Genomic DNA, 23,001 nt, shown 5'->3' on the forward strand with positions numbered 1-23,001 from the left:
TTGGTATTCGCCAACCTTCCACATTTCGCATGAAGAGGTGGCCGAGCGCGATGACGACACAGCACGACAGGGTTGCGGACGAGGCGATCGCCGTCGTCGGACTGTCCTGCCGGCTCCCGTCGGCGGCGGACCCGTCGGCTTTCTGGCGGTTGTTGACCAACGGTGGCAGTGCCATCACCGACGCTCCCGAGGGGCGGTGGGACGACCACCGCGGCGAAGGCGGCGGCGACATCCGCCGAGGTGGGTTCCTGGCCGAGCCGGACGCGTTCGACGCCCGGTTCTTCGGCATCTCGCCGCGCGAGGCGACGGCCATGGACCCCCGGCAGCGGTTGGTGCTCGAGCTGGCCTGGGAGGCGTTGGAGGACGCGGGCATACGACCGGCAACCCTGAGCGGCAGCCGCACCTCGGTGTTCGTCGGCACGCTGCGCGACGACTACGCGGGGCTGCTCGGAGACCAGGCGATCACGCGACACTCCCTGCCCGGCCTCAACCGGGGTGTCATCGCCAACCGCGTCTCCTACTTCCTGGGGCTGCGCGGTCCAAGCCTCACCGTGGACTCGGCCCAGTCGTCGTCGCTCGTCGCCGTGCACCTGGCAGTCCGCAGCATCCTGTCCGGCGAGTCCGACGCGGCGCTGGTGGCCGGCGTCCACCTCAACCTGTCCACCGAGGGCGCCATCGCCACCGAGCGGTTCCGCGGGCTGTCCCCGGACGGCACCGCCTACGTCTTCGACGCGCGCGCCAACGGTTTCGTGCGGGGCGAGGGCGGGGGCGTCGTCGTGCTCAAGCCGCTGGCGAAGGCCCTCGCGGACGGCGACCGCGTGCACGGCGTCATCCTGGGCACCGCGGTGAACAACGACGGCGCGACGCCCGGCCTCACCGTGCCCGGCCGCAGCGCCCAGGAACAGGTCCTGCGCGAGGCCTGGCAGCGCGCCGGGGTGACCGCGGACGACGTCCAGTACGTCGAGGCGCACGGCGCCGGCACCCCCGTCGGCGACCCGATCGAGGCCGCCGCCCTGGGTGCGGCGCTCGGCGCGGACCGCACCTCGCCGCTGCGCATCGGCTCGGCCAAGACCAACGTCGGCCACCTGGAGGGCGCGGCGGGCATCGTCGGCCTGCTCAAGGTGCTGCTGGCGCTGCGCCACCGGGAGCTGCCGCCGAGCCTCAACTTCGAGCACCCCAACCCGGACATCGACTTCGCCGCGCTCAACCTGGCCGTGCAGCGCGAACTCACGCCGTGGCCACACCCGGAGCGCACCCTCGTCGCCGGCGTCAGCTCGTTCGGCGTGGGCGGCACCAACGGGCACGTCGTGGTCGCCGAGGCGCCGGTCACCGCCGCGAACGACGACAAGGGCACCCGCTCCGTGCTGCCGTGGGTGCTCTCGGCCCGGTCGCCGGAGGCTCTGCGGGCACAGGCCGAACGGCTGCGCGCAGCCGCCGTCGACCTCCACCCCCTCGACGTGGCGCACTCGCTGGCGGCCACCCGCACCGCGTTCGACCACCGCGCCGTCGTGCTCGGCAGGGACCGCGAAGCGCTGCTCGCGTCCCTGGACCAGGTCGCCGCCGGCCTGCCGTCCGCCGACGTGGTCGTCGACGAGGCACAGGACGGCCCGCTCGCCGTGGTGTTCACCGGACAGGGTGCGCAGCGCGTGGGCATGGGCCTGGAGCTGTACGCCGAACTCCCGGCGTTCGCCGCCGCCTTCGACGAGATCTGCTCCCACGTCGACCCGCTGCTGGGTCGCGCGCTGCGCGAGGTGATCGCCTCCGGCGAGGGCCTCGACCGGACCGAGTACACGCAGCCCGCCCTTTTCGCCGTGGAGGTCGCGCTCTTCCGGTTGGTCGAGTCGTGGGGCGTGCGGCCGGCCGTCGTGGCCGGCCACTCCGTCGGCGAGTTGGCCGCCGCGCACGTCGCCGGGGTGCTGTCCCTGTCGGACGCGGCCAAGCTCGTCGTCAGCCGCGGCGCCCTGATGCAGGCGCTGCCCGAGGGCGGCGCGATGGTCGCCGTGGAGGCCTCCGAGGCCGAGGTGCTGCCGTACGTGGTCGACGGCCTCTCCATCGCCGGGATCAACGGACCCCGCGCGGTCGTGCTCTCCGGCGACGAGGAGATCGCGCTCGCCGTCGCCGCCCGGTTCGCCGGGCAGGGGCGCAAGACCAAGCACCTGAAGATCAGCCTCGCGTCGCACTCCGAGCGCGTGGAGCCGATACTGGACGAGTTCCTCGCCGTCGCGTCCACGCTCACCTACCACGAGCCCGCCCTCGACCTCGTCTCCACGGTCACCGGCGACGCCGGGGCCGACTGGACCGCACCGGGGTACTGGGTCGACAACCTGCGCCGTCCGGTGCGCTTCCTCGACGCGGCCCGGACGCTGGAGACGCGGGGCGTGCGCACCGTGCTGGAGCTGGGCCCGGACGGCGTGCTGTCCGGCATGGTCGCCGACTCGGTGCTCGACCCGACCGCGGTTCGCGCCGTGTCCGCGCTGCGCAAGGGCCGCCCCGAGGTGAAGTCGCTGCTGACCGCCCTCGCCGCCGTGCACGTGCGCGGCGGCGGCGTCGACTGGGTGGCGGCGCACGGCGGCCTCGGGGCGGAGCGGGTGGACCTGCCGACCTACGCGTTCCAACGGGAGCGGTACTGGCCGGACACCACCCGTACGCCCGCCGTGACCGCGTCGCCGGCCGGCACCGCGGCGACGGCCCCCGTGCCGGCGCCGCGCACCCCGGTCGACCGCGACCTCGCCGCGTTGGTCCTCGCGCACGTCGCCGCCGTCCTCGGGCACGACGACCACCGGCAGGTGGACCCGCGGAGCACGTTCGGCGACCTCGGCTTCGACTCGCTGACGGGCGTCGAGTTGCGGGACGCGCTGGCCGCGGCCACCGGACGGCGACTGCCCGGCGGCGTGCTGTTCGACCACCCGACCCCGGCCGCGCTGATCGAGTTCCTGACCGGTGACGGTGAGCACGACGACGAGGTCGCCGCCACCGACGCGGACGAGCCGATCGCCATCGTCGGCATCGCGTGCCGCTACCCCGGCGGCATCGCGGGGCCCGAGGACCTGTGGCGGCTCGTCGAGTCCGGCGGCGACGCGATCTCCGCGTTCCCGACCGACCGCGCCTGGGACGAGGACCTGTTCGACGCCGACGCGAGCCGCGGCGGCAAGAGCTACGTCCGCAGCGGCGGGTTCCTGCACGACGCGGCCTCCTTCGACGCCGGGTTCTTCGGGATCTCCCCGCGCGAGGCGCTCGGCATGGACCCGCAGCAGCGCCTGCTGCTGGAGGCGACCTGGGAGGGCTTGGAGCGCGCGGGCGTGGATCCGACCGCGCTGCGCGGCTCCCGCACCGGCGTGTTCGTCGGCGCGACCACGATGGACTACGGCCCGCGCATGCACGAGGCCGCCGAAGGCGTGGACGGCTACCTCCTCACCGGCACCTCGCCGAGCGTGATGTCGGGCCGCATCGCCTACCAGTTGGGCCTGGTGGGCCCGGCGCTCACGGTGGACACGGCCTGTTCGTCGTCGCTCGTGGCGCTGCACCTGGCGGTGCGGTCGCTGCGCTCGGGCGAGTCGACGCTGGCCATCGCGGGCGGCGTGGCGGTGATGTCCAACCCGGGCATGTTCGTCGAGTTCTCCCGGCAGCGGGGGCTGGCCCCGGACGGCCGGTGCAAGTCCTTCGCCGCCTCCGCCGACGGCACCGCCTGGTCGGAGGGGGTGGGCGTGCTCGTCGTCGAGCGGCTGTCCGACGCCCACCGCAACGGGCACCCGGTGCTGGGCATCATCCGCGGCACGGCGATCAACCAGGACGGCGCGTCCAACGGCCTGACCGCGCCCAACGGCCGGTCGCAGCGCCGCGTCATCCGCCAGGCGCTGGCCGACGCGGGGCTGCGTCCGTCCGATGTGGATGCCGTCGAGGCGCACGGCACGGGCACCGCGCTGGGCGACCCGATCGAGGCCGAGGCGTTGCTGGCGGCCTACGGGCAGGAGCGGGAGACGCCGCTGTACCTGGGTTCGTTGAAGTCGAACATCGGTCACGCGCAGGCGGCGGCGGGTGTGGGTGGGGTGATCAAGATGGTGGAGGCGATGCGGCACGGTGTGCTTCCCCGCACGCTGCACGTGGACGAGCCGACGCCGCACGTCGACTGGTCGTCGGGCGCGGTGGAGCTGCTCACCGAGGCCCGTGAGTGGCCCGAGGTCGACCGCCCCCGGCGGGCCGCCGTGTCGTCCTTCGGCATCAGCGGCACCAACGCGCACGTCATCGTCGAGCAGGCGCCCGCCGAGGACGAGCCGGTCGCCCAGCCGGTGACCGCGCCGGTGCCGTGGGTGGTCTCCGGCCTGGACCGCGCCGCGCTGCGCGCCCAGGCCGGGCGACTCCGGTCCTTCCTCGCCGAGCGCCCGGAACTGTCCTCGGCCGCCGTCGGCCGAGCCCTGGCCGCCCGGACCGCGCTGCCCGAGCGCGCCGTGGTGCTCGGCCAGGACCGGGACGACCTGCTGGCCGGGCTGGACGCGGTGCGCGACGGCGCCGACGCGCCCGGCGTGGTGATCGGCACGGCGGGTCGGGGCAAGACGGCGTTCCTGTTCACCGGCCAGGGCGCGCAACGTCTCGGCATGGGCCGCGAGCTGCACGAGACGTCGTCCGTGTTCGCCGCCGCCCTGGACGAGGTGTTCGCCGCCTTCGACCCCCACCTGGACCGGCCGCTGCGCGAGCTGGTCTTCGGCGAGGGCGACGAGCTGCACGAGACCCGCTACACGCAGCCCGCGCTGTTCGCCGTCGAGGTGGCGCTGTACCGGCTGGCCGAGCACCACGGCCTCGTCCCCGATCTGGTGGCGGGCCACTCGATCGGCGAGCTGGCCGCAGCGCACGTGGCGGGCGTGCTGTCCCTGGACGACGCGGCCAAGCTGGTCGCCGCCCGCGGCCGGCTGATGCACCAGGCGCGCGCCGGCGGCGTGATGATCGCGGTCGAGGCGACCGCGGAAGAGGCCGCGGAGTCCGTGGCCGGGCACGAGGACCGGGCCGCCGTCGCCGCCGTCAACGGGCCGTCGGCCGTGGTGCTCGCCGGTGACGCCGAGGTGGTCGAGGCCATCGTCGCGACGTGGCGGGAACGCGGCCGGCGCACCCGCGCGCTGCGCGTCAGCCACGCGTTCCACTCGCCCCACATGGACGACGTGCTCGACGAGTTCCGCGCCGTCGCCGAGACCGTCGAGTACCGCGAGCCGGTCGTCCCGATCGTCGCCGGGAGCACCGGCGACCTCACCGACGTGGGCTCGGCGGACTACTGGGTCCGGCACCTCCGCGGCACGGTGCGGTTCCTCGACGTCGTCCGGTTCCTGGAGGCGGAGGGGGCGGCGGTGTTCGTCGAGATCGGTCCCGACCCGGTGCTGACGGCGATGGCGCGGGAATCGGCCGCGGGCGAGGTGGTCGCCGTGTCGCTGCTGCGGTCCGGCCGGTCCGAGCAGGAGACGTTCCGGGCGGGCCTGGCCACCGCGTTCGCCAACGGCGCGCCGGTCGCACCCGGGACGTTCTTCGGCCCGGCGCCGCACGTCGAGCTGCCGACCTACGCGTTCCAGCGCAGCCGCTACTGGCTCGCCGCCACCCCGCGCCGCGCCGACTCCGGCCACCCGTTGCTCACCGGGTCCGTGGACCTCGCCGACCGTGACGAGGTCGTGCTCACCGGCCGCATCTCCGCCCGCGAGCACCCCTGGCTGGTCGACCACCGGATCAGCGGGTCGGTGCTCCTGCCCGGTACCGCGTTCCTGGAGCTGGCGCTGGCCGCCGGTGAGCGGGTCGGCGCGGGCCGGGTCGAGGAGCTGGTCCTGGAGGCGCCGCTGCAGCTCGACGAGCCGGTGACCGTACAAGTGGCGCTGGGGGAGGACACCGCCGCGGGCCGGCCGTTCACCGTGCACTCGCGCGTCGACGGCGCCTCCGACTGGGTCCGGCACGCCTCGGGCCACCTCGCCGCGGGCGAGCAGGTGGCGGGGGAAGACCTGCTCGACTGGCCGCCCGCCGGCGCGGAGGAGCAGCCGCTGGACGACGTCTACGACCGGCTCGCCGAACTGGGCTACGAGTACGGCCCGGCATTCCAGGGACTGACCGCGTGGTGGCGCGACGGCACGGACCTGCTGGCCGAAGTGCGGCTGCCCGTCGAGGGACCCCGGTTGAGCCTGCACCCGGCGCTGCTGGACGCCGTGCTGCACCCGCTGGTGTTGGTCGCCGCCGGGCGCGGCGCGGCCGGCGAGATCCGGCTGCCCTACTCGTGGGGCAACGTCACCCTGCACACCGCCGGGGCGACCGCCCTGCGGGCCAGGCTGTCCCCGACCGGGCCGGACACCGTCGCCATCACCCTCACCGACTCCGCCGGCGCGGCCGTCGCGACGGTCGGCGAGCTCGCGCTGCGGCCGGTGGCCCGGGACAAGGTGGGCGGGGTCGACCCGGTGTACGCGCTGACCTGGCCGCGCGTCGAGCGGCCCGCGCCGGGCGACGTCGCCGACCTCGACGTGGTGGTGCTGCCCGCAGGGGGTCCGGACGCCGCCGCCGCGCACGACGCCACCCACCGCGTCGCGGCGGCCGTGCGGGAGTGGATGGCGCGGCAGGACGCGCGCGACCGCCTGGTGCTCGTCACGCGCGGCGCGGTGGCCGTGCGGCCGGACGAGGGCGTCGCCGATCTGGCCAACGCCCCGGTGTGGGGCTTCGGCCGCGTGGTGCAGGCGGAGCACCCCGGCCGGGTCGTGCTGCTGGACGTCCCCGTCGACGAGGATCCAGACCGCTGGCTGCCGCTGGTGGCGGGTTCGGCCGAGCCGCAGCTGGCCGTGCGCGACGGCGGACTGCACGCCCCGCGCCTGACCCGTGCCTCGACCACCGCCGCGCCCGCCCTCGACCCCGGCGGCACGGTGCTGATCACCGGCGGCACCGGCGGCCTCGGCGCGCTGTTCGCGCGCCACCTCGTCACCACGCACGGCGCCCGCCGCCTGGTGCTCACCAGCCGACGGGGTCCCGCGACGCCCGGTGTCGACCGACTCGTCGCCGACCTGACCGCCCGCGGCGCGAGCGTGGAGGTGGTGGCGGCCGACGCGGCGGACCCGGTGGCGATGGGCGGGTTGCTGGCCGGCATCCCCGACGCCCACCCGCTCACCGCGGTCGTGCACACGGCGGGCGTACTGGCCGACGGCACCGTGGAGCAGCTCACCGCCGAGCGGATCGACCGGGTGCTCACGCCCAAGGTCGACGCGGCCCACCTCCTGCACGAGCTGACGAAGGACCGGCCGCTCGCCGCGTTCGTGCTGTTCTCCTCCATTTCCGGCGTCGTCGGCATGGCGGGCCAGGCCAACTACGCCGCCGCCAACACCTACCTCGACGCCCTCGCCGGGCACCGTCGCTCCCTCGGCCTGGCCGCCACCTCGTTGGCCTGGGGCCTGTGGGCCGGCACGGGCGGCACGGGCGGCATGGGCGGCACGCTCACCGAGTCCGACGTGGCCCGGTGGACGCGGCTGGGTGTCGTGCCGCTGACCCCGGAGCAGGGCACCGCCCTGTTCGACGCGGCACTGGCCACCGGCGAGGCCTTGCTGGTGCCGGCTCGACTGGACCTGGCCGCGCTGCGCGAGGACCCGCCCGCCGTGGCGCGCGCCCTGGTGCCCGCCCGCTCGAGGAAGGCCGCGAAGGCGGAGTCGAACTGGACCCGGCGGATCGCGGCGCTGCCCGAGGCCGAGCGAGCCGGCGCGGTGCTGGACCTGGTCCGCTCACTCAGCGCGGCGGCCGTGGGCCACGCGGACGCGGCCGGCATCGACCCGGCCAAGGCGTTCCGCGAGCAGGGCTTCGACTCGCTGGCCGGCGTGGAGCTGCGCAACAAGCTCATCGCCGCGACCGGGTTGCGGCTGTCCACCACGGTGGTGTTCGACCACCCGTCCCCCTCCGCGCTCGCCGCGCACGTGCAGCAGCACGTGGCGGGTGCGAGCGCGGTCGCGGTGCGGGCCACCAGGCAGGTCCGGACCGACGAGCCGATCGCCATCGTGGGCATGGCTTGCCGGTACCCGGGCGGCGTGCGGTCGCCGGGGGACCTGTGGCGGCTCGTCGAGGAAGGAGTCGACGCCGTCAGCGGGTTCCCGACCAACCGCGGCTGGGACCTCGACGCGCTCTACGACCCCGACCCGGAGCGGACCGGCACCTCCTACACCCGGCACGGTGGGTTCCTGCACGACGCGGACAAGTTCGACGCCGACTTCTTCGCCATGTCGCCGCGCGAGGCCACGGCCACCGACCCGCAGCAGCGGCTGCTGCTGGAGACCGCCTGGGAGACCTTCGAGTCGGCCGCCATCGACCCGGAAACGCTGCGCGGTTCCCGCACCGGTGTGTACGCGGGCGTGATGTACGACGACTACGCCTCGCGGCTGCCCGCCGTGCCCGCCGAGTTCGAGGGCCTCGTGTTGGCGGGCAACCTGTCCAGCGTCGTCTCCGGCCGGCTGTCCTACGCCTACGGCCTGGAGGGGCCCTCGGTCACTGTGGACACGGCGTGCTCGTCGTCGTTGGTGGCGATGCACCTGGCGGCCAAGGCGCTGCGCGACGGCGAGGCCGACTTGGCGTTGGCGGGCGGCGTGACCGTGATGGCCGGGCCCAGCACGTTCGTCGGGTTCTCGCGGTTGGGTGGTTTGTCGGCTGACGGTAGGTGTCGTTCGTTCTCCGCTGGTGCGTCTGGTACGGGTTGGTCGGAGGGTGTGGGTCTGCTGTTGTTGGAGCGGTTGTCGGATGCGCGTCGCAACGGGCACCAGGTGTTGGCGGTGGTGCGTGGCAGTGCGGTGAATCAGGATGGTGCGTCGAATGGTTTGACTGCTCCGAATGGTCCGGCGCAGGAGCGTGTGATTCGTGCCGCGTTGGAGGGTGCGGGTCTGGGTCCGTCCGATGTGGACGCGGTGGAGGCGCACGGGACGGGCACGCGCCTCGGTGACCCGATCGAGGCGCAGGCGCTGCTGGCCACCTACGGCGAGGACCGGAAGACCCCGCTGTACCTGGGTTCGTTGAAGTCGAACATCGGTCACGCCCAGGCGGCGGCGGGTGTCGGCGGGGTGATCAAGATGGTCGAGGCGATGCGGCACGGTGTGCTGCCCCGCACGCTGCACGTGGACGAGCCGACGCCGCACGTCGACTGGTCGTCGGGCTCGGTCGAGTTGCTCACCGAGGCCCGGCCGTGGCCGGAGACCGGTCGCCCGCGCCGGGCGGGCGTGTCCTCGTTCGGCATCAGCGGCACCAACGCGCACGTTGTCATCGAGCAGCCGCCAACCGAGCCCGTGCCCGAGCGGGAGCCGGTCGACGGGCCGGTGGCGTGGGTGCTGTCCGCCAAGGACGAGGCTGGCCTGCGGGCGCAGGCCGCGGCGTTGCGCGAGTTCGCCGCGGCGGCTGCGGCCCCGGAGCCTGTGGACGTCGGCTTCTCGCTGGCCACCGGCCGGGCGGTGCTGGAGCACCGGGCCGCGGTCGTCGGCGACCGGGACGGCCTGCTGCGCGCGCTGGACGTGCTCGCCCGGGGCGAAGTGTCCCCGGCGGTGCTGCGCGGCGACGGACCGCGGCCCGGGAAGGTCGCGTTCCTCTTCACCGGCCAGGGCAGCCAGCGGCTCGGCATGGGCCGCGAGCTGTACGAGACCTCGCCGGTGTTCGCCGCCGCGCTCGACGCCGTGTGCGAGCACCTGGACCCGGTCCTGGCCCGCCCGCTCAAGGACGTGCTGTTCGCGCCGGTGGACTCGGCGGACTCGGCGCTGCTGGACCAGACGTCGTTCGCCCAGGCCGCGCTGTTCGCCGTCGAGGTGGCGCTGTTCCGGTTGCTGGAGCACTGGGGCGTGCGCCCGGACTACCTGCTCGGCCACTCCATCGGCGAGGTGATCGCCGCCCACGTGGCGGGCGTGCTCGACCTGGCCGACGCCGCGAAGCTGGTCGCCGCCCGGGGCCGCCTCATGCAGGCCGCCCGCGACGGCGGGGCGATGGTCGCCCTCCAAGCGGGCGAGGAGGAGGTGCTCGCCTCGCTGGCCGGGCGTGACGGCACCGCGGTCGTCGCCGCGGTCAACGGCCCCTCGGCCACGGTGATCTCCGGCGACGAGGACGCCGTGGAGGAGGTCTCGGCGGGCTGGCGGGCCGCGGGCTGCAGGGTCAAGCGCCTGCCGGTGAGCCACGCGTTCCACTCCCCGCACATGGACGACGTGCTCGACGAGTTCCGCGCCGCGATCGCGGACCTGACTTTCCACGAGCCGCGCATCCCGGTCGTGTCCAACCTGACCGGGGCGCTCGCGACCACCGGGCAGCTCACGTCGCCCGACCACTGGGTCCGGCACGTGCGCGCCGCGGTGCGGTTCTCCGACGGCGTGCGGTTCCTGGAGGCCGAGGGCGTCACCGACTACCTGGAGGTCGGACCGGACGGCGTGCTGTCCGCACTGGTCCGCGAGACCGTCACCGGCCCGGTGGGCGCACTGGTCCCGGTGCTGCGCTCGGGCCGCCCGGAGGGCCTGACCGCGCTGACCGCGATCACCGCGCTGCACGTGCGCGGTCGTGCGGCCGACCCGGCGCGGCTGTTCCCCGGCGGCCGGCGGGTCGACCTGCCCACCTACCCGTTCCGGGGCGAGCGCTACTGGTTGGAAGCCCCGGCCGCGGCGGGCGACGCCACCGACCTCGGCCTGACCGGCGCGGAACACCCCTTGCTGGGCGCGGTGGTCGGACTGGCCGGCCGGGACGAGGTGGTGTTCACCGCGCGGCTGTCCCGCCGCACCCACCCGTGGCTGGCGGACCACGTCGTGCGCGGCTCGGTCCTGATGCCCGGCACCGGGTTCGTCGAGATGCTGTTGCGAGCGGGCGAGCAGGTCGGGTGCCACGAGGTGGAGGACCTGACCCTGGCCGCGCCGCTGCCGCTGCCCGGGCGCGGCGGCGTGTGGGTGCAACTGGTGGTCGGCGCGCCCGACGCAGCCGGCCGCCGGGAGGCGCGGGTCCACTCACGGGTGGACGACGACGAGTTGTGGACCGCGCACGCGACCGCCGTGCTCGCCCCGGCCTCCGAACCGGTGGTAGAGGGCTTGGCGCAGTGGCCGCCCGCCGCGGACGAGGTGAACCTCGACGGCGTCTACGACCGCCTCCGCGAGCACGGCTACGACTACGGGCCGGCTTTCCGAGGCCTGCGCCGGGTGTGGCGGGGCGAGGGCGAACTGTTCGCCGAGGTCGGGCCCGCCCGGGACCGCCACGGTGACGCGTTCGTCCTGCACCCCGCCTTGCTGGACGCCGCGTTGCACACCCTGCTGCCCGGTGTCGCGGCCGAGGCCACCCCGGCGTGGCTGCCCTTCGCCTGGAGCGGCGTGCGGGTGGCCGCCTCGGGCACGTCGGCGCTGCGGGTGCGACTGTCGATCACCGCGTCCGCCGAGGACTCGCAGACCGTGTCGCTGGTGGTGGCCGACGGTGTCGGCGCGCCGGTCGCGGCGGTCGACTCGCTGGTGCTGCGCCCGGTGTCGGGCGTGGCGCGGGCCGCCGACGGCCTGTTCGTGTCCCGATGGGTTCCCGTGCCGGACGCGACCGCGGGCGCGGGGATGACCGTCGAGCGGGTGCCGTCCGGCACCCCGGGCGAGGTCGTGCACGGCCTGCTGGCCACCCTGCGGCGGTGGTTGGCCGAGCAGTCCGGGCAACTGGCGGTGGTGCTGCGGTCCGACGACCTGTCCCACGCGGCGGCGCGTGGCCTGGTGCGGACCGCCCAGACCGAGCACCCCGGCCGCTTCGTGCTGGTCGAGATCGACGACGACCCGCGCTCGGCGGCGCTGCTGGACACGGCGCTGCGCACCGGTGAGCCTCAGGTGGCCGTCCGTGCCGGCGATGTGGTCGTGCCGCGGGTGGTGCGGGCGGCCGGCGACCCGGGACGAGCTCCGGACTGGCGCCGGGGAACGGTGTTGATCACCGGTGGCACCGGTGCGCTGGGCGCGGTACTGGCCCGGCACCTCGTGGTCGAGCACGGGGCCACCGACCTGGTGCTGCTCAGCAGGCGCGGTCCGGCGGCACCCGGCGCGGAGCGGCTGGCAGCCGAGCTGACCTCGCTCGGCGCGGCGGTCGACGTGGTGGCGTGCGACGTCACCGACCGGGACTCCCTGGCGGCGGCCATCGGAAGCCGGCGGTTGGGCGCCGTCGTGCACACCGCCGGGCTCACCGACGACGGCGTGCTCACCGCCCTGGAGGCGGTGCAGGTCGACCGGGTGCTGCGGCCGAAGGTGGACGCGGCCTGGCACCTGCACGAGCTGACCCGCGACCACGACCTGTCCGCGTTCGTCGTGTACTCGTCGGTCGCCGGCCTGCTGGGCACGGCGGGGCAGGCCAACTACGCCGCCGCCAACACCTGGCTCGACGGCTTGGCCGAGCACCGACGCGCGCTGGGCCTGCCCGGCACGTCGCTGGCGTGGGGCCTGTGGGCGGAGGCCAGCGAGCTGAGCGGCCATCTGTCCGAAGTGGACCGACGTCGGCTCGCCCGGTCGGGGCTGAAGCCGCTGGGCAGTGCCGAGGCGATGGCGCTGTTCGACGCCGCGCTCGCGTCGTCCGAGCCGGTGCTCGCGGTGACCAGGCTGGACACCGCGGCCCTGCGCGCCTTGGGTGACGAGCAGCCCGTGCTGCTTCGTGGCCTGGTACGGGCGCCGCGGCAGCGGACCGCCGCCTCGACCGCGACCGGCGGCGAACCCGCGCTGCCGCAGCGCCTGGCCGGCCTGGACCGGGTCGAGCGGCTGCGGGTGCTGACGGACCTCGTGCGGTCCAGGGTCGCCGCGGTGCTCGGCCACGCCGACGCGAGCGCGGTCGACCCGGACCGCGCGTTCCAGGAGTTGGGCTTCGACTCGCTGACGGCGGTCGAGCTGCGCAACCAGGTCGCCTCGGCGTCCGGGCTGCGGCTGCCCACCACGCTCGTGTTCGACTACCCGTCACCCGCCGCGCTGGCCGACCACCTGCACAGCCGGCTCGGGGTCGACGACGAGCCCGACGTGCTGGCCGACCTCGACCGGCTGCGCATCGCGCTGCGCTCGGCCGGCGACGACGCGGAGCGCTCCGGCGCCATCGCCGACCGGTTGCGCGAGCTGCTCGACCTCGTCGCGGGCCACCCGCGCGACGAGGAGACGGACGACCTGGACGTGGCCAGCGACGAGGACCTCTTCGCGCTGGTCGACGACTTCGACTGAGTATTCCGCCCGGACACGACCGGCCCGGACACGACTGGGGAGCGAGAACACGTGGCTGACGAGGCGAAGCTTCGCGAGTACCTCAAGCGGGCGATCGCGGATGCCCGGGACGCGCGCAGGAAGCTGCGTGAGTTGGAGGACAAGGACAGCGAGCCGATCGCCATCGTGGGCATGGCTTGCCGGTACCCGGGCGGCGTGCGGTCGCCGGAGGACCTGTGGCGGCTCGTCGCCGACGGCGTGGACGCCGTCAGCGGGTTCCCGACCAACCGCGGCTGGGACGTCGACGCGCTCTACGACCCCGACCCGGAGCGGACCGGCACCTCCTACACGCGGCACGGTGGGTTCCTGCACGACGCGGACCAGTTCGACGCCGACTTCTTCGGCATGTCGCCGCGCGAGGCCCTGGCGACCGACCCGCAGCAGCGGCTGCTGTTGGAGACCGCGTGGGAGGCCTTGGAGACGGCGGGACTGTGGCCGGGGTCCCTGCGCGGCTCGCGCACCGGCGTGTTCACCGGCGTGATGTACAACGACTACGGCTCGCGACCCCGGCTGTCCTCGTCGGACTTCGAGGGCTACTTGTTCAGCGGCAGCGCGGGCAGCATCGCGGCGGGCCGGCTGGCCTACACGTTCGGCCTGGAGGGGCCGGCGGTCGCGGTGGACACGGCGTGCTCGTCGTCGTTGGTGGCGATGCACCTGGCGGCGACGGCACTGCGCCGCGGTGAGTGCGACCTCGCGCTCGCGGGCGGTGTGACGGTGATGTCCACGCCGACCGCCTTCGTCGAGTTCTCGCGGTTGGGTGGTTTGTCGGCTGACGGTAGGTGTCGTTCGTTCTCCGCTGGTGCGTCTGGTACGGGTTGGTCGGAGGGTGTGGGTCTGCTGTTGTTGGAGCGGTTGTCGGATGCGCGTCGTCATGGGCACGCGGTGTTGGCGGTGCTGCGGGGCAGCGCGGTGAACCAGGACGGGGCGTCGAATGGTTTGACTGCTCCGAATGGTCCGGCGCAGGAGCGGGTGATTCGTGCCGCGTTGGAGGGTGCGGGTCTGGGTCCGTCCGATGTGGACGCGGTGGAGGCGCACGGGACGGGCACGCGCCTCGGTGACCCGATCGAGGCGCAGGCGTTGTTGGCGGCTTATGGGCAGGGGCGGGAGAGGCCGCTGTACCTGGGTTCGTTGAAGTCGAACATCGGTCACGCGCAGGCGGCGGCGGGTGTGGGTGGTGTGATCAAGATGGTGGAGGCGATGCGGCGTGGTGTGCTGCCCCGCACGCTGCACGTCGATGAGCCGACGCCTCACGTCGACTGGGAGTCGGGCGCGGTGGAGCTGCTCACCGAGGCCCGGCCGTGGCCGGAGACCGGTCGCCCCCGCCGGGCGGGCGTGTCCTCGTTCGGCTTCGGCGGCACCAACGCGCACGTGATCGTCGAGCAGCCACCGGACCCCGAACCGGTCGAGGCGGAGTCGGTGTCCATCGTGCTGCCTGTGGTGCCGTTCGTGGTGTCCGGCCGGACCGAGGCCGCCGCCCGCGCCCAGGCCGCGGCGCAGGCCACCGCGGAGGGCTCCGACCTCGACGTGGCGTACTCGCTGGCCGCCACCCGGCAGCCGGCTGCCTGGCGGGCCGCCGGCGTGGACCGTGCGGTCGGCGAGCCGGCGGTCGTCGCCGGGGGCGGCACGGCGTTGCTGTTCACCGGCCAGGGTTCGCAGCGGGTGGGCATGGGTCTGGAGCTGGCCCGGACCTTCCCCGTGTTCGCCGCGGCCCTGGACGACGTGCTGGCCCGCTTCGACCCGTCGCTGCGGGAGGTGATCGCGTCCGGCGAGGGCTTGGACAGAACCGGTGCCGCCCAGCCCGCGCTGTTCGCCGTCGAGGTGGCGCTGTTCCGGTTGCTGGAGCACTGGGGCGTGCGGCCGGACGTCCTGGTCGGGCACTCCATCGGCGAGTTGGCCGCCGCGCACGTGGCGGGCGTGCTGTCCCTCGACGACGCGGCCACGCTGGTCGCCGCCCGGGGCCGGCTGATGCAGGCACTGCCGGAGCGCGGCGCGATGGTCGCCGTCCAGGCCGAGGAGGGCGAAGTCCGGCCGCTGCTGGGTGACCGGGTCTCCATCGCCGCGATCAACGGCCCCGCCTCCGTCGTGCTGTCCGGTGACGAGGACGCCGTCCTCGCGGCCGCCGCGACACTCGGGGAGCAGGGCCGCCGCACCAAGCGGCTGCGGGTCAGCCACGCGTTCCACTCCGCCGAGATGGACCCGATGCTGCCGGAGTTCCGCTCGGTCGCCGAGGGCTTGACCTACCACCGGCCGGAGGTGCCGGTGGTCTCCACCGTGACCGGCGCGATCGCAGAGCGGCTGACCGAGCCCGGCTACTGGGTCGAGCAGGTCCGTCGCGAGGTCCGCTTCGCGGACGCCGTGGACGCCGTACGCGCGTTGGGCGTGACCACGCTGGTCGAGTTGGGGCCGGACGGCGTGCTGTCCGCCATGGTCGGCGACGGCGTGCCGATGCTGCGCGCGGGCCGTCCCGAGGCCGAGACCGCCATCGCGGCGCTCGCCGAGGTGCACGCCCGCGGCACGGCCGTGGACTGGGAGGCGTTCTTCGCGGGCACCGGAGCCACCCGCGTGCCGCTGCCCACCTACCCGTTCCAACGCGAAAGCTACTGGCTGCGCCCGGGTTCCGGCGGCGGGGACGTGGCGGCGGCGGGACTCGACGCGGCCGACCACCCGCTGCTGGGCGCGGTCGTCGAGGTCGCCGACGGTGGCTCCGTCGTGCTCACCGGCCGGCTCAGCGCCGACGGCTGGCTGGGCGACCACAGGGTCGCGGGCGCGGTCGTCGTGCCCGGCACGGCGCTGCTCGAACTGGCGCTGCGCGCCGCCGCCGAGGTGGAGCTGGATCGCGTCGAGGAACTGACCGTCACGGCGCCCTTGGTGCTGCCCGAGGGCGGGGCCGTGCAGGTGCAACTGCTCGTGGGCGAGGCCGACGATCGAGGCAGACGACCCCTGGAGGTGCACGCGCGATCGACCGGCCGGGCCTGGCAGCGGCACGCGACGGGCGCGCTGGCTCCGGCCGGCGTCCCGGTGTCGGCCGACCTGCTGGCGTGGCCGCCCGAGGGCGCGACCGAGGTGGACCTGACCGACCTCTACGACCGCGTGGCCGAGGACGGCTACGCCTACGGCCCCGTGTTCCGCGGCCTGCGCCGGTTGTGGCGGCACGACGGCGACCTGTTCGCCGAGCTGGCACTGCCCGACTCGGCCCACGCGGAGGCCGCCGGGTTCGCCGTGCACCCGGCGCTGCTCGACGCCGCCGCGCACCCGCTGCTGCCCGGCGTGACCGACCCCGACCGGCCCGCGCTGCTGCCGTTCTCGTGGTCCGGCGTGACCGTGGTGGCGCCCGGCGCGACCGCCCTGCGCGCCCGCATCACCCAGACCGGCGCCGAGTCGGCCTCGATGGTGCTCGCGGACGGCCTCGGCTCGCCGGTGGCGGCAGTGGAGTCGTTGGCGCTGCGGCCGTTCAAGCTCGGACCGACCACCCTCGACACGCTGTTCGAGCCACGCTGGACCCCGATCGCCGCCGGCACGCCGTCCGCCGCGGCGTTCGACGTCGTCCCGATCGCCCTGCCCGGCACCGACGACGTGGTGGCCGCCACCCACGCCGCCACCCGGCAGGCCCTGGAGCTGGTGCGCGGTTGGCTCGCCGAGGACCGCGACGGGCAACTGGTCGTGGTGATTCGCGCGGACGTGCCCGCGCACGCCGCGGTGCGCGGTCTGGTGCGCACCGCGCAGACCGAGCAACCCGGCCGGGTGGTGCTGGTGGAGACCGACGGCACGGACGCGTCCACCGCCGTCCTGGACGCCGCGCTCGCGACCGGCGAGCCGCAGATCTCGTTGCGCGACGGCGATGTCCGGGTGCCCCGCCTGTCCAGGCCGGAACCGGTGGACGCGCCGGCCGGGACGCCGTTCGCCGACGGCACGGTGCTCGTCACCGGCGCCACCGGCGCGCTGGGCGCCGTCATCGCCCGGCACCTGGTGGTCGCGCACGGCGCCACCGACCTGCTGCTGGTCAGCCGACGTGGCGCGACGGCCCCCGGCGCGGCGGAGCTGGAGGCCGAGCTGACCGAGTTGGGCGCGGCGGTCACCTTCGCCGCCTGCGACGTGGCCGACCGCACGGCGCTCGCCGAGCTGGTGGCGCGGCGCCCGGTCAAGGCCGTCGTGCACACCGCGGGGGTGCTGGCCGACGGCGTGCTCGGGTCGCTGACCGACGAGCAGGTCACCGCCGTGCTGCGGCCCAAGGTGGAAGCGGCCTGGAACCTGCACGAGGTCACCCGCGACCTCGACCTGTCCGCGTTCGTGCTGTACTCGTCGCTGGCAGGCCAGCTCGGCAACGCCGGGCAGGCCAACTACTCGGCGGCCAACACCTTCCTCGACGGGCTCGCCGAGCACCGGCGCGCGCTGGGGCTGCCCGCCGTGTCACTGGCGTGGGGCCTGTGGGAGCGGGCCAGCGACATCACCGGCCACCTGGCCGACGTGGACGTCAAGCGGATGGCGAAGGCCGGTCTCCTGGCGCTGTCCACACAGGACGCCCTGATCTCGTTCGACGCCGCGCTCGCACTCGACGTGCCGGTGGTCGCGATCACCGGCGTCGACCCGGCGACGCTGGCGGCGCTGGGGGAGGACGCCCCGGTAGTCCTGCGGGGGCTCGTGCCTCCGGCCCGTCGGCCCCGGCGCGCCGACGGCTCCCTCGCCGAGCGGCTGGCCGGCCTGACCGGCGCCGAGCGGGACCGGGTGCTGGTGGGCCTGGTCCGCGCCGCGGTGGCCGCGGTGCTCGGGCACGCCCACGCGGACGCGGTCCCGGCCGACCGGCCGTTCCAGGAACTGGGCTTCGACTCGCTGACCGCGGTCGAGCTGCGCAACCAGCTCGGCGCCGCCACTGGCCTGAGGCTGCCGACCACGCTGGTGTTCGACCACCCGTCACCCGCCGCGCTGGCCGCGCACCTGTCCGGCGAGCTGTTCGGCGGCGCCCGCGAAGCGGTCGCCGCGACGGCGATGAGCGGGGACGACAGCCCGATCGCCATCGTCGGCATGGCGTGCCGCTACCCGGGCGGCGTGCGCTCGCCGGGCGAGCTGTGGGACCTCGTCGCCAGTGGCGTGGACGCGATCTCGCCGTTCCCGACCAACCGGGGCTGGCCCGACCTGTACGACCCGGACCCGGAGCGGGTGGGCCGGTCCTACTCGCGCGAAGGCGGCTTCCTGCACGACGCCGACCTGTTCGACGCGGAGTTCTTCGGCATGTCGCCGCGCGAGGCGCTGGCCACCGACCCCCAGCAACGGCTGCTGCTGGAGACGGCCTGGGAGACCCTGGAGAACGCCGGGGTGGACCCGGCCGGGCTGCGCGGTTCGCGCACCGGCGTGTTCACCGGCGTGATGTACCACGACTACGGCTCGGGCCTGGTCGAGGTCCCTCGGGACCTGGAGGGCTACCTGGCCGGCGGCACGCTCGGCAGTGTCGCGTCGGGTCGGGTGTCCTACACGTTCGGGTTCGAGGGTCCGGCGGTCACGGTGGACACGGCGTGCTCGTCGTCGTTGGTGGCGTTGCACCTGGCGGCGCAGTCGTTGCGCCAGGGCGAGTCCGACCTGGTGCTGGCGGGCGGCGTGACGGTGATGTCCACGCAGACCGCCTTCGTCGAGTTCTCACGCCAGCGCGGCCTCGCTCCGGACGGTCGGTGCAAGTCCTTCTCCGCCGACGCGGACGGGACGGGCTGGTCGGAGGGTGTGGGGCTGGTGTTGTTGGAGCGGTTGTCGGACGCGCGTCGCAACGGGCACCCGGTGTTGGCGGTGCTGCGGGGCAGCGCGGTGAACCAGGACGGGGCGTCCAACGGCCTGACCGCGCCGAACGGCCCGTCCCAGGAGCGCGTCATCCGGCAAGCGCTGGCCAATGCCGGCCTGCGTCCGTCCGATGTGGACGTGGTGGAGGCGCACGGGACGGGTACGCGGTTGGGTGATCCGATCGAGGCGCAGGCGCTGCTGGCCACCTACGGCGAGGACCGGAAGACCCCGCTGTACCTGGGATCGTTGAAGTCCAACATCGGTCACGCCCAGGCGGCGGCGGGTGTCGGCGGCGTGATCAAGATGGTCGAGGCGATGCGGCACGGCGTGCTGCCCCGCACCCTCCACGTGGACGAGCCGACGCCGCACGTCGACTGGGAGTCGGGCGCGGTGGAGCTGCTCACCGAGGCCCGTGAGTGGCCCGAGGTCGACCGGCCGCGCCGGGCGGGCGTGTCTTCGTTCGGCATCAGCGGCACCAACGCGCACGTCGTCATCGAGCAGCCGCCGGCTGAGCCGGAGCTGGTCGCCGAGGTCGAGCTGCCGATCGCCCCGTGGGTGCTGTCCGGCCGGACCCCCGAGGCGGTGCGCGAGTCGGCCCGCCGGCTGGCCGCGGTGGACGCGGCCGACCTCGACGTCGCCTTCACCCTCGCCACCGCGCGCTCCGCGCTGCCGCACCGGGCTTCGGTGGTGCGCCGCGACGACCTGGCCGCGGTCGAGCCGGTGCTCGCCGCCGACGGTCGTACCGGGTTCGTGTTCGCGGGTCAGGGGTCGCAGCGGGTGGGGATGGGGTTGGGGTTGGCGGAGTCGTTTCCGGTGTTCGGTGCGGTGTTGGAGGAGGTGTGTGGTGTGGTGGACGGGTTGGTGGGTGGGTCGTTGCGGGGTGTGATCGCTTCGGGTGTGGGGTTGGATGGGACGGGGTGGGCGCAGCCTGCGATTTTCGCGGTTGAGGTGGCGTTGTTCCGGTTGTTGGGGCAGTGGGGTGTGCGGCCGGATTTCGTGGTTGGGCATTCGATCGGGGAGATCGCGGCGGCGCATGTGGCGGGGGTGTTGGATCTTGGGGATGCGGTGCGGTTGGTGGTGGCGCGTGGTCGGTTGATGGCGGGGTTGCCGGCGGGTGGGGCGATGGTGGCGGTGGGTGCGGGTGAGGAGGAGGTGGTGCCGCTGTTGGTGCCGGGTGTGGATGTGGCGGCGGTCAACGGTCCGGACTCGGTGGTGCTTTCGGGTGTGGAGGAGGCGGTTCTTGCGGTTGCCGCGGTGTTGGCCGGGCGGGGTCGGGTGACGAAGCGGCTCACGGTCAGTCATGCGTTCCATTCGGCTTTGATGGAGCCGATGCTCGCGGATTTCCGTGAGGTGGCGGAGTCGCTGACTTATCACGAGCCTGTGGTTCCGGTGATTTCCACGGTGACGGGGGAACCGGCTGAGAAGTTGAACACCGCGGAGTACTGGGTGCGGCACGTCCGCGAGCCGGTCCGCTTCGCCGACGCGGTGCGCGCCCTGGCCGACGAGGACGTCACCACGCTGGTCGAGTTGGGACCGAACGCCGTGCTGTCGGCCATGATCCCCGCCATCACCGGTGACGTGGTCGCCGTGCCGCTGTTGCGCCGCGGCCGACCCGAGCACGAGGCGGTCGCCGCGGCCCTGGGCGCGCTGCACACCCGCGGCGTGGCAGTGGACTGGGCGGCGTACTTCCGCGGCTCGGGCGCGCGGCGGGTCGACCTGCCGACCTACCCGTTCCAGCACGAGCGGTACTGGCTGGAGTCCGCGCCCGCCACGGGGCACGTCTCCGGGCACGTCTCCGGGCACCCGCTGCTCGGGCCGGCCACCGCGGTCGCGGGTTCGTCGCGGGTGCTGTTCACCGGGCTGCTCGAAGTCCGGTCGTGGCTCGCCGACCACCTCGCGGTGCCGCCCGCGGCGTTCGTGGAGATGGCGATCCGGGCGGGCGACCAGCTCGGCACGCCGGTGCTGGCGGAGCTGGACACCGACCTGCCACTGACCCTCCCGGCCTGGGTGCAGATGTCCGTGGACGCACCCGACCAGGACGGCCGGCGCGCGTTCACCGTCTACGCCCGGCCGGACGACGAGGACGCGGCGTGGACGGCGCACGCCAGTGGTGTCCTCGCCACGCACGGTGGCGACGGACCCGCCGTCACGGACGCCGGCACGACCGTGCGGCTGCCCGACGCGATCGCGGGCGAGGCCGGCGCGTACGGCCTGCACCCGGTGCTGCTGGACCTGGCGGTGCCGACAGCCGTCGGTGCGGCGACCGTCCGGGTGCCCGCGACGTGGCGCGGGGTGCGGCTGCACGCCGCGCACGCCGCGGCCGTCGAGGTCCACGCGCGGCAGGTCGCCGGTGGCACCACGTCCCTGGTGCTCGCCGACACGGCCGGCCGACCGGTGCTCACCGCCGAGGCGATCGGGTTCCGCGACCTCCCGGTCGAGCGGTTCGCCGCCAGGTCACCGCTGCGCGCGCTGACCTGGACCGAGGTCACCGCCGAACCCGTCACCCCGGCCGAGGTGGTGCGCCTGGAGGTCTCTACGGGCGATCCGGTCGCGGCCGCGCACGCCGCGGTGGCCCGGGCGCTGGAGCTGGTGCGCGAGCGGTCCGCCCCGGTGGTCGTGGCGACGAGCGGTGCGGTCGCGGTGGCCGACGAGGAGGTCGACCTCGCCGCCGCGGCGGCCTGGGGCCTGCTGCGCTCGGCCCAGTCCGAGCTGCCCGAGGGCCGCCTGGTCCTGGTGGACACCGACGGCGACGTGGTGGTGCCCGCCGGCGAGACCCAGGTGGCGGTGCGCGGTGGCCGGGTACTCGCCCCGCGCCTGACCGCGGTGCAGCCCGCGGCACGCGCGACCGACTGGGGCGCCACGGCGCTGGTCACCGGCCCCCTGGGTGGCCTGGTCGCCCGGCACCTGGTCGAGGCGCACGGCGTGCGGAAGGTCGTGCTCGTCGACGCGGAGGCGCCGGGGGTGGCCGCCGGCACCGTGCCGGCGACGTGGGACGACCTGGCCGCGGTGGTGGCCGAGCACCGGCCGACCGTGGTGGTGCACACGACCGGCGAGCCGGATGACGCCCCGCTCGCGAACATCACGCCCGATGCCCTGGCCGCGGCGCTCGAACCGGGCGTGGACCGCGCCTGGCGGCTGCACGAGCTGCTCCCCGACGCCACCGCGTTCGTGCTGTTCTCCTCGACCGCCGGGGTGCTCGGCGCGCCCGGTCGGGCCGGGTACGCCGCCGCCGCGTCGTTCACCGACGCCTTGGCCCGGTATCGCGCGGCGCGCGGACTCCCCGCGGTCGCGGTCGCTTTCGGTCCACGCGCCGGCGCACCCGGCTTCCCCGTGGTGCCCGACGAGGAACTGCTGCGCCTGCTCGACGTCGCGGTGGCCGCCGGCCACCCGGCGGTCGTGGCCGCGCCGCTCGACGAGGCTGCCCTGCGCGCGGCGGACCGCGTGCCGGTCCCGCTGCGCGGGGGGAGGGCGCCGCGGCGGCGCACGGCCGATGACGGGCAGGCGGCGTCCATGGTGGCGCTGCTGGTCGGCCTGGAGGCCGACGAGCGCCGCGATGCGGTGCTGGAACTGGTCCGCCGCGAGGTGGCCGCCGTGCTCGGCCACAAGGTCTCGGCGGGGATCGAGGAGCAGCGGCCGTTCCAGGACCTGGGCTTCGACTCGCTGACCGCCGTGGAGCTGCGCAACCGGCTGACCGCGGCCACGGGTGTGGCTCTCCAGGCGACGTTGGTGTTCGACCACCCGACGCCCGCCGCGCTCACCGACCACGTGATCGGCGTGCTCGCGCCCGCGGCGGACGAGTCGGTGCTGTCCGAACTGGACCGGTTGGAGGCCCTGCTCGACGGTGTCGACCGGCAGGACGACCGGCGCGAGGAGATCACCGGGCGGCTGCGCACGATCTTGTCCCGCTGGACCGCCGAGTTGGGCGCGCCGCCTGCCGACGAGGGTTCCGCGGTCGTGCTCGAATCGGCGTCCGCCGACGAGCTGTTCGACTTCATCGACAACGAACTCGGTCGCGGCGTCGACCGGTCCGCCTGAGCGCCACCGGGAGAAA

At 74.9% G+C, this 23,001-nt stretch carries 1 protein-coding gene and 1 pseudogene; both read left to right on the forward strand.

The genetic code is table 11. The features are described 5' to 3' along the window. The first annotated feature begins 50 nt into the window (after positions 1–50). On the forward strand, positions 51–13,148 hold the full coding sequence (locus ACZ7GX_RS06085) for an SDR family NAD(P)-dependent oxidoreductase (RefSeq protein WP_498773381.1): 13,098 nt from the start codon (positions 51–53) through the stop codon (positions 13,146–13,148). A gap of 84 nt (positions 13,149–13,232) precedes the next feature. After that, positions 13,233–22,985: pseudogene (locus ACZ7GX_RS06090) on the forward strand (SDR family NAD(P)-dependent oxidoreductase); the annotation flags it as partial. Positions 22,986–23,001: the final 16 nt, after the last annotated feature.

Source organism: Actinosynnema sp. NPDC037264 (genome assembly GCF_055603705.1).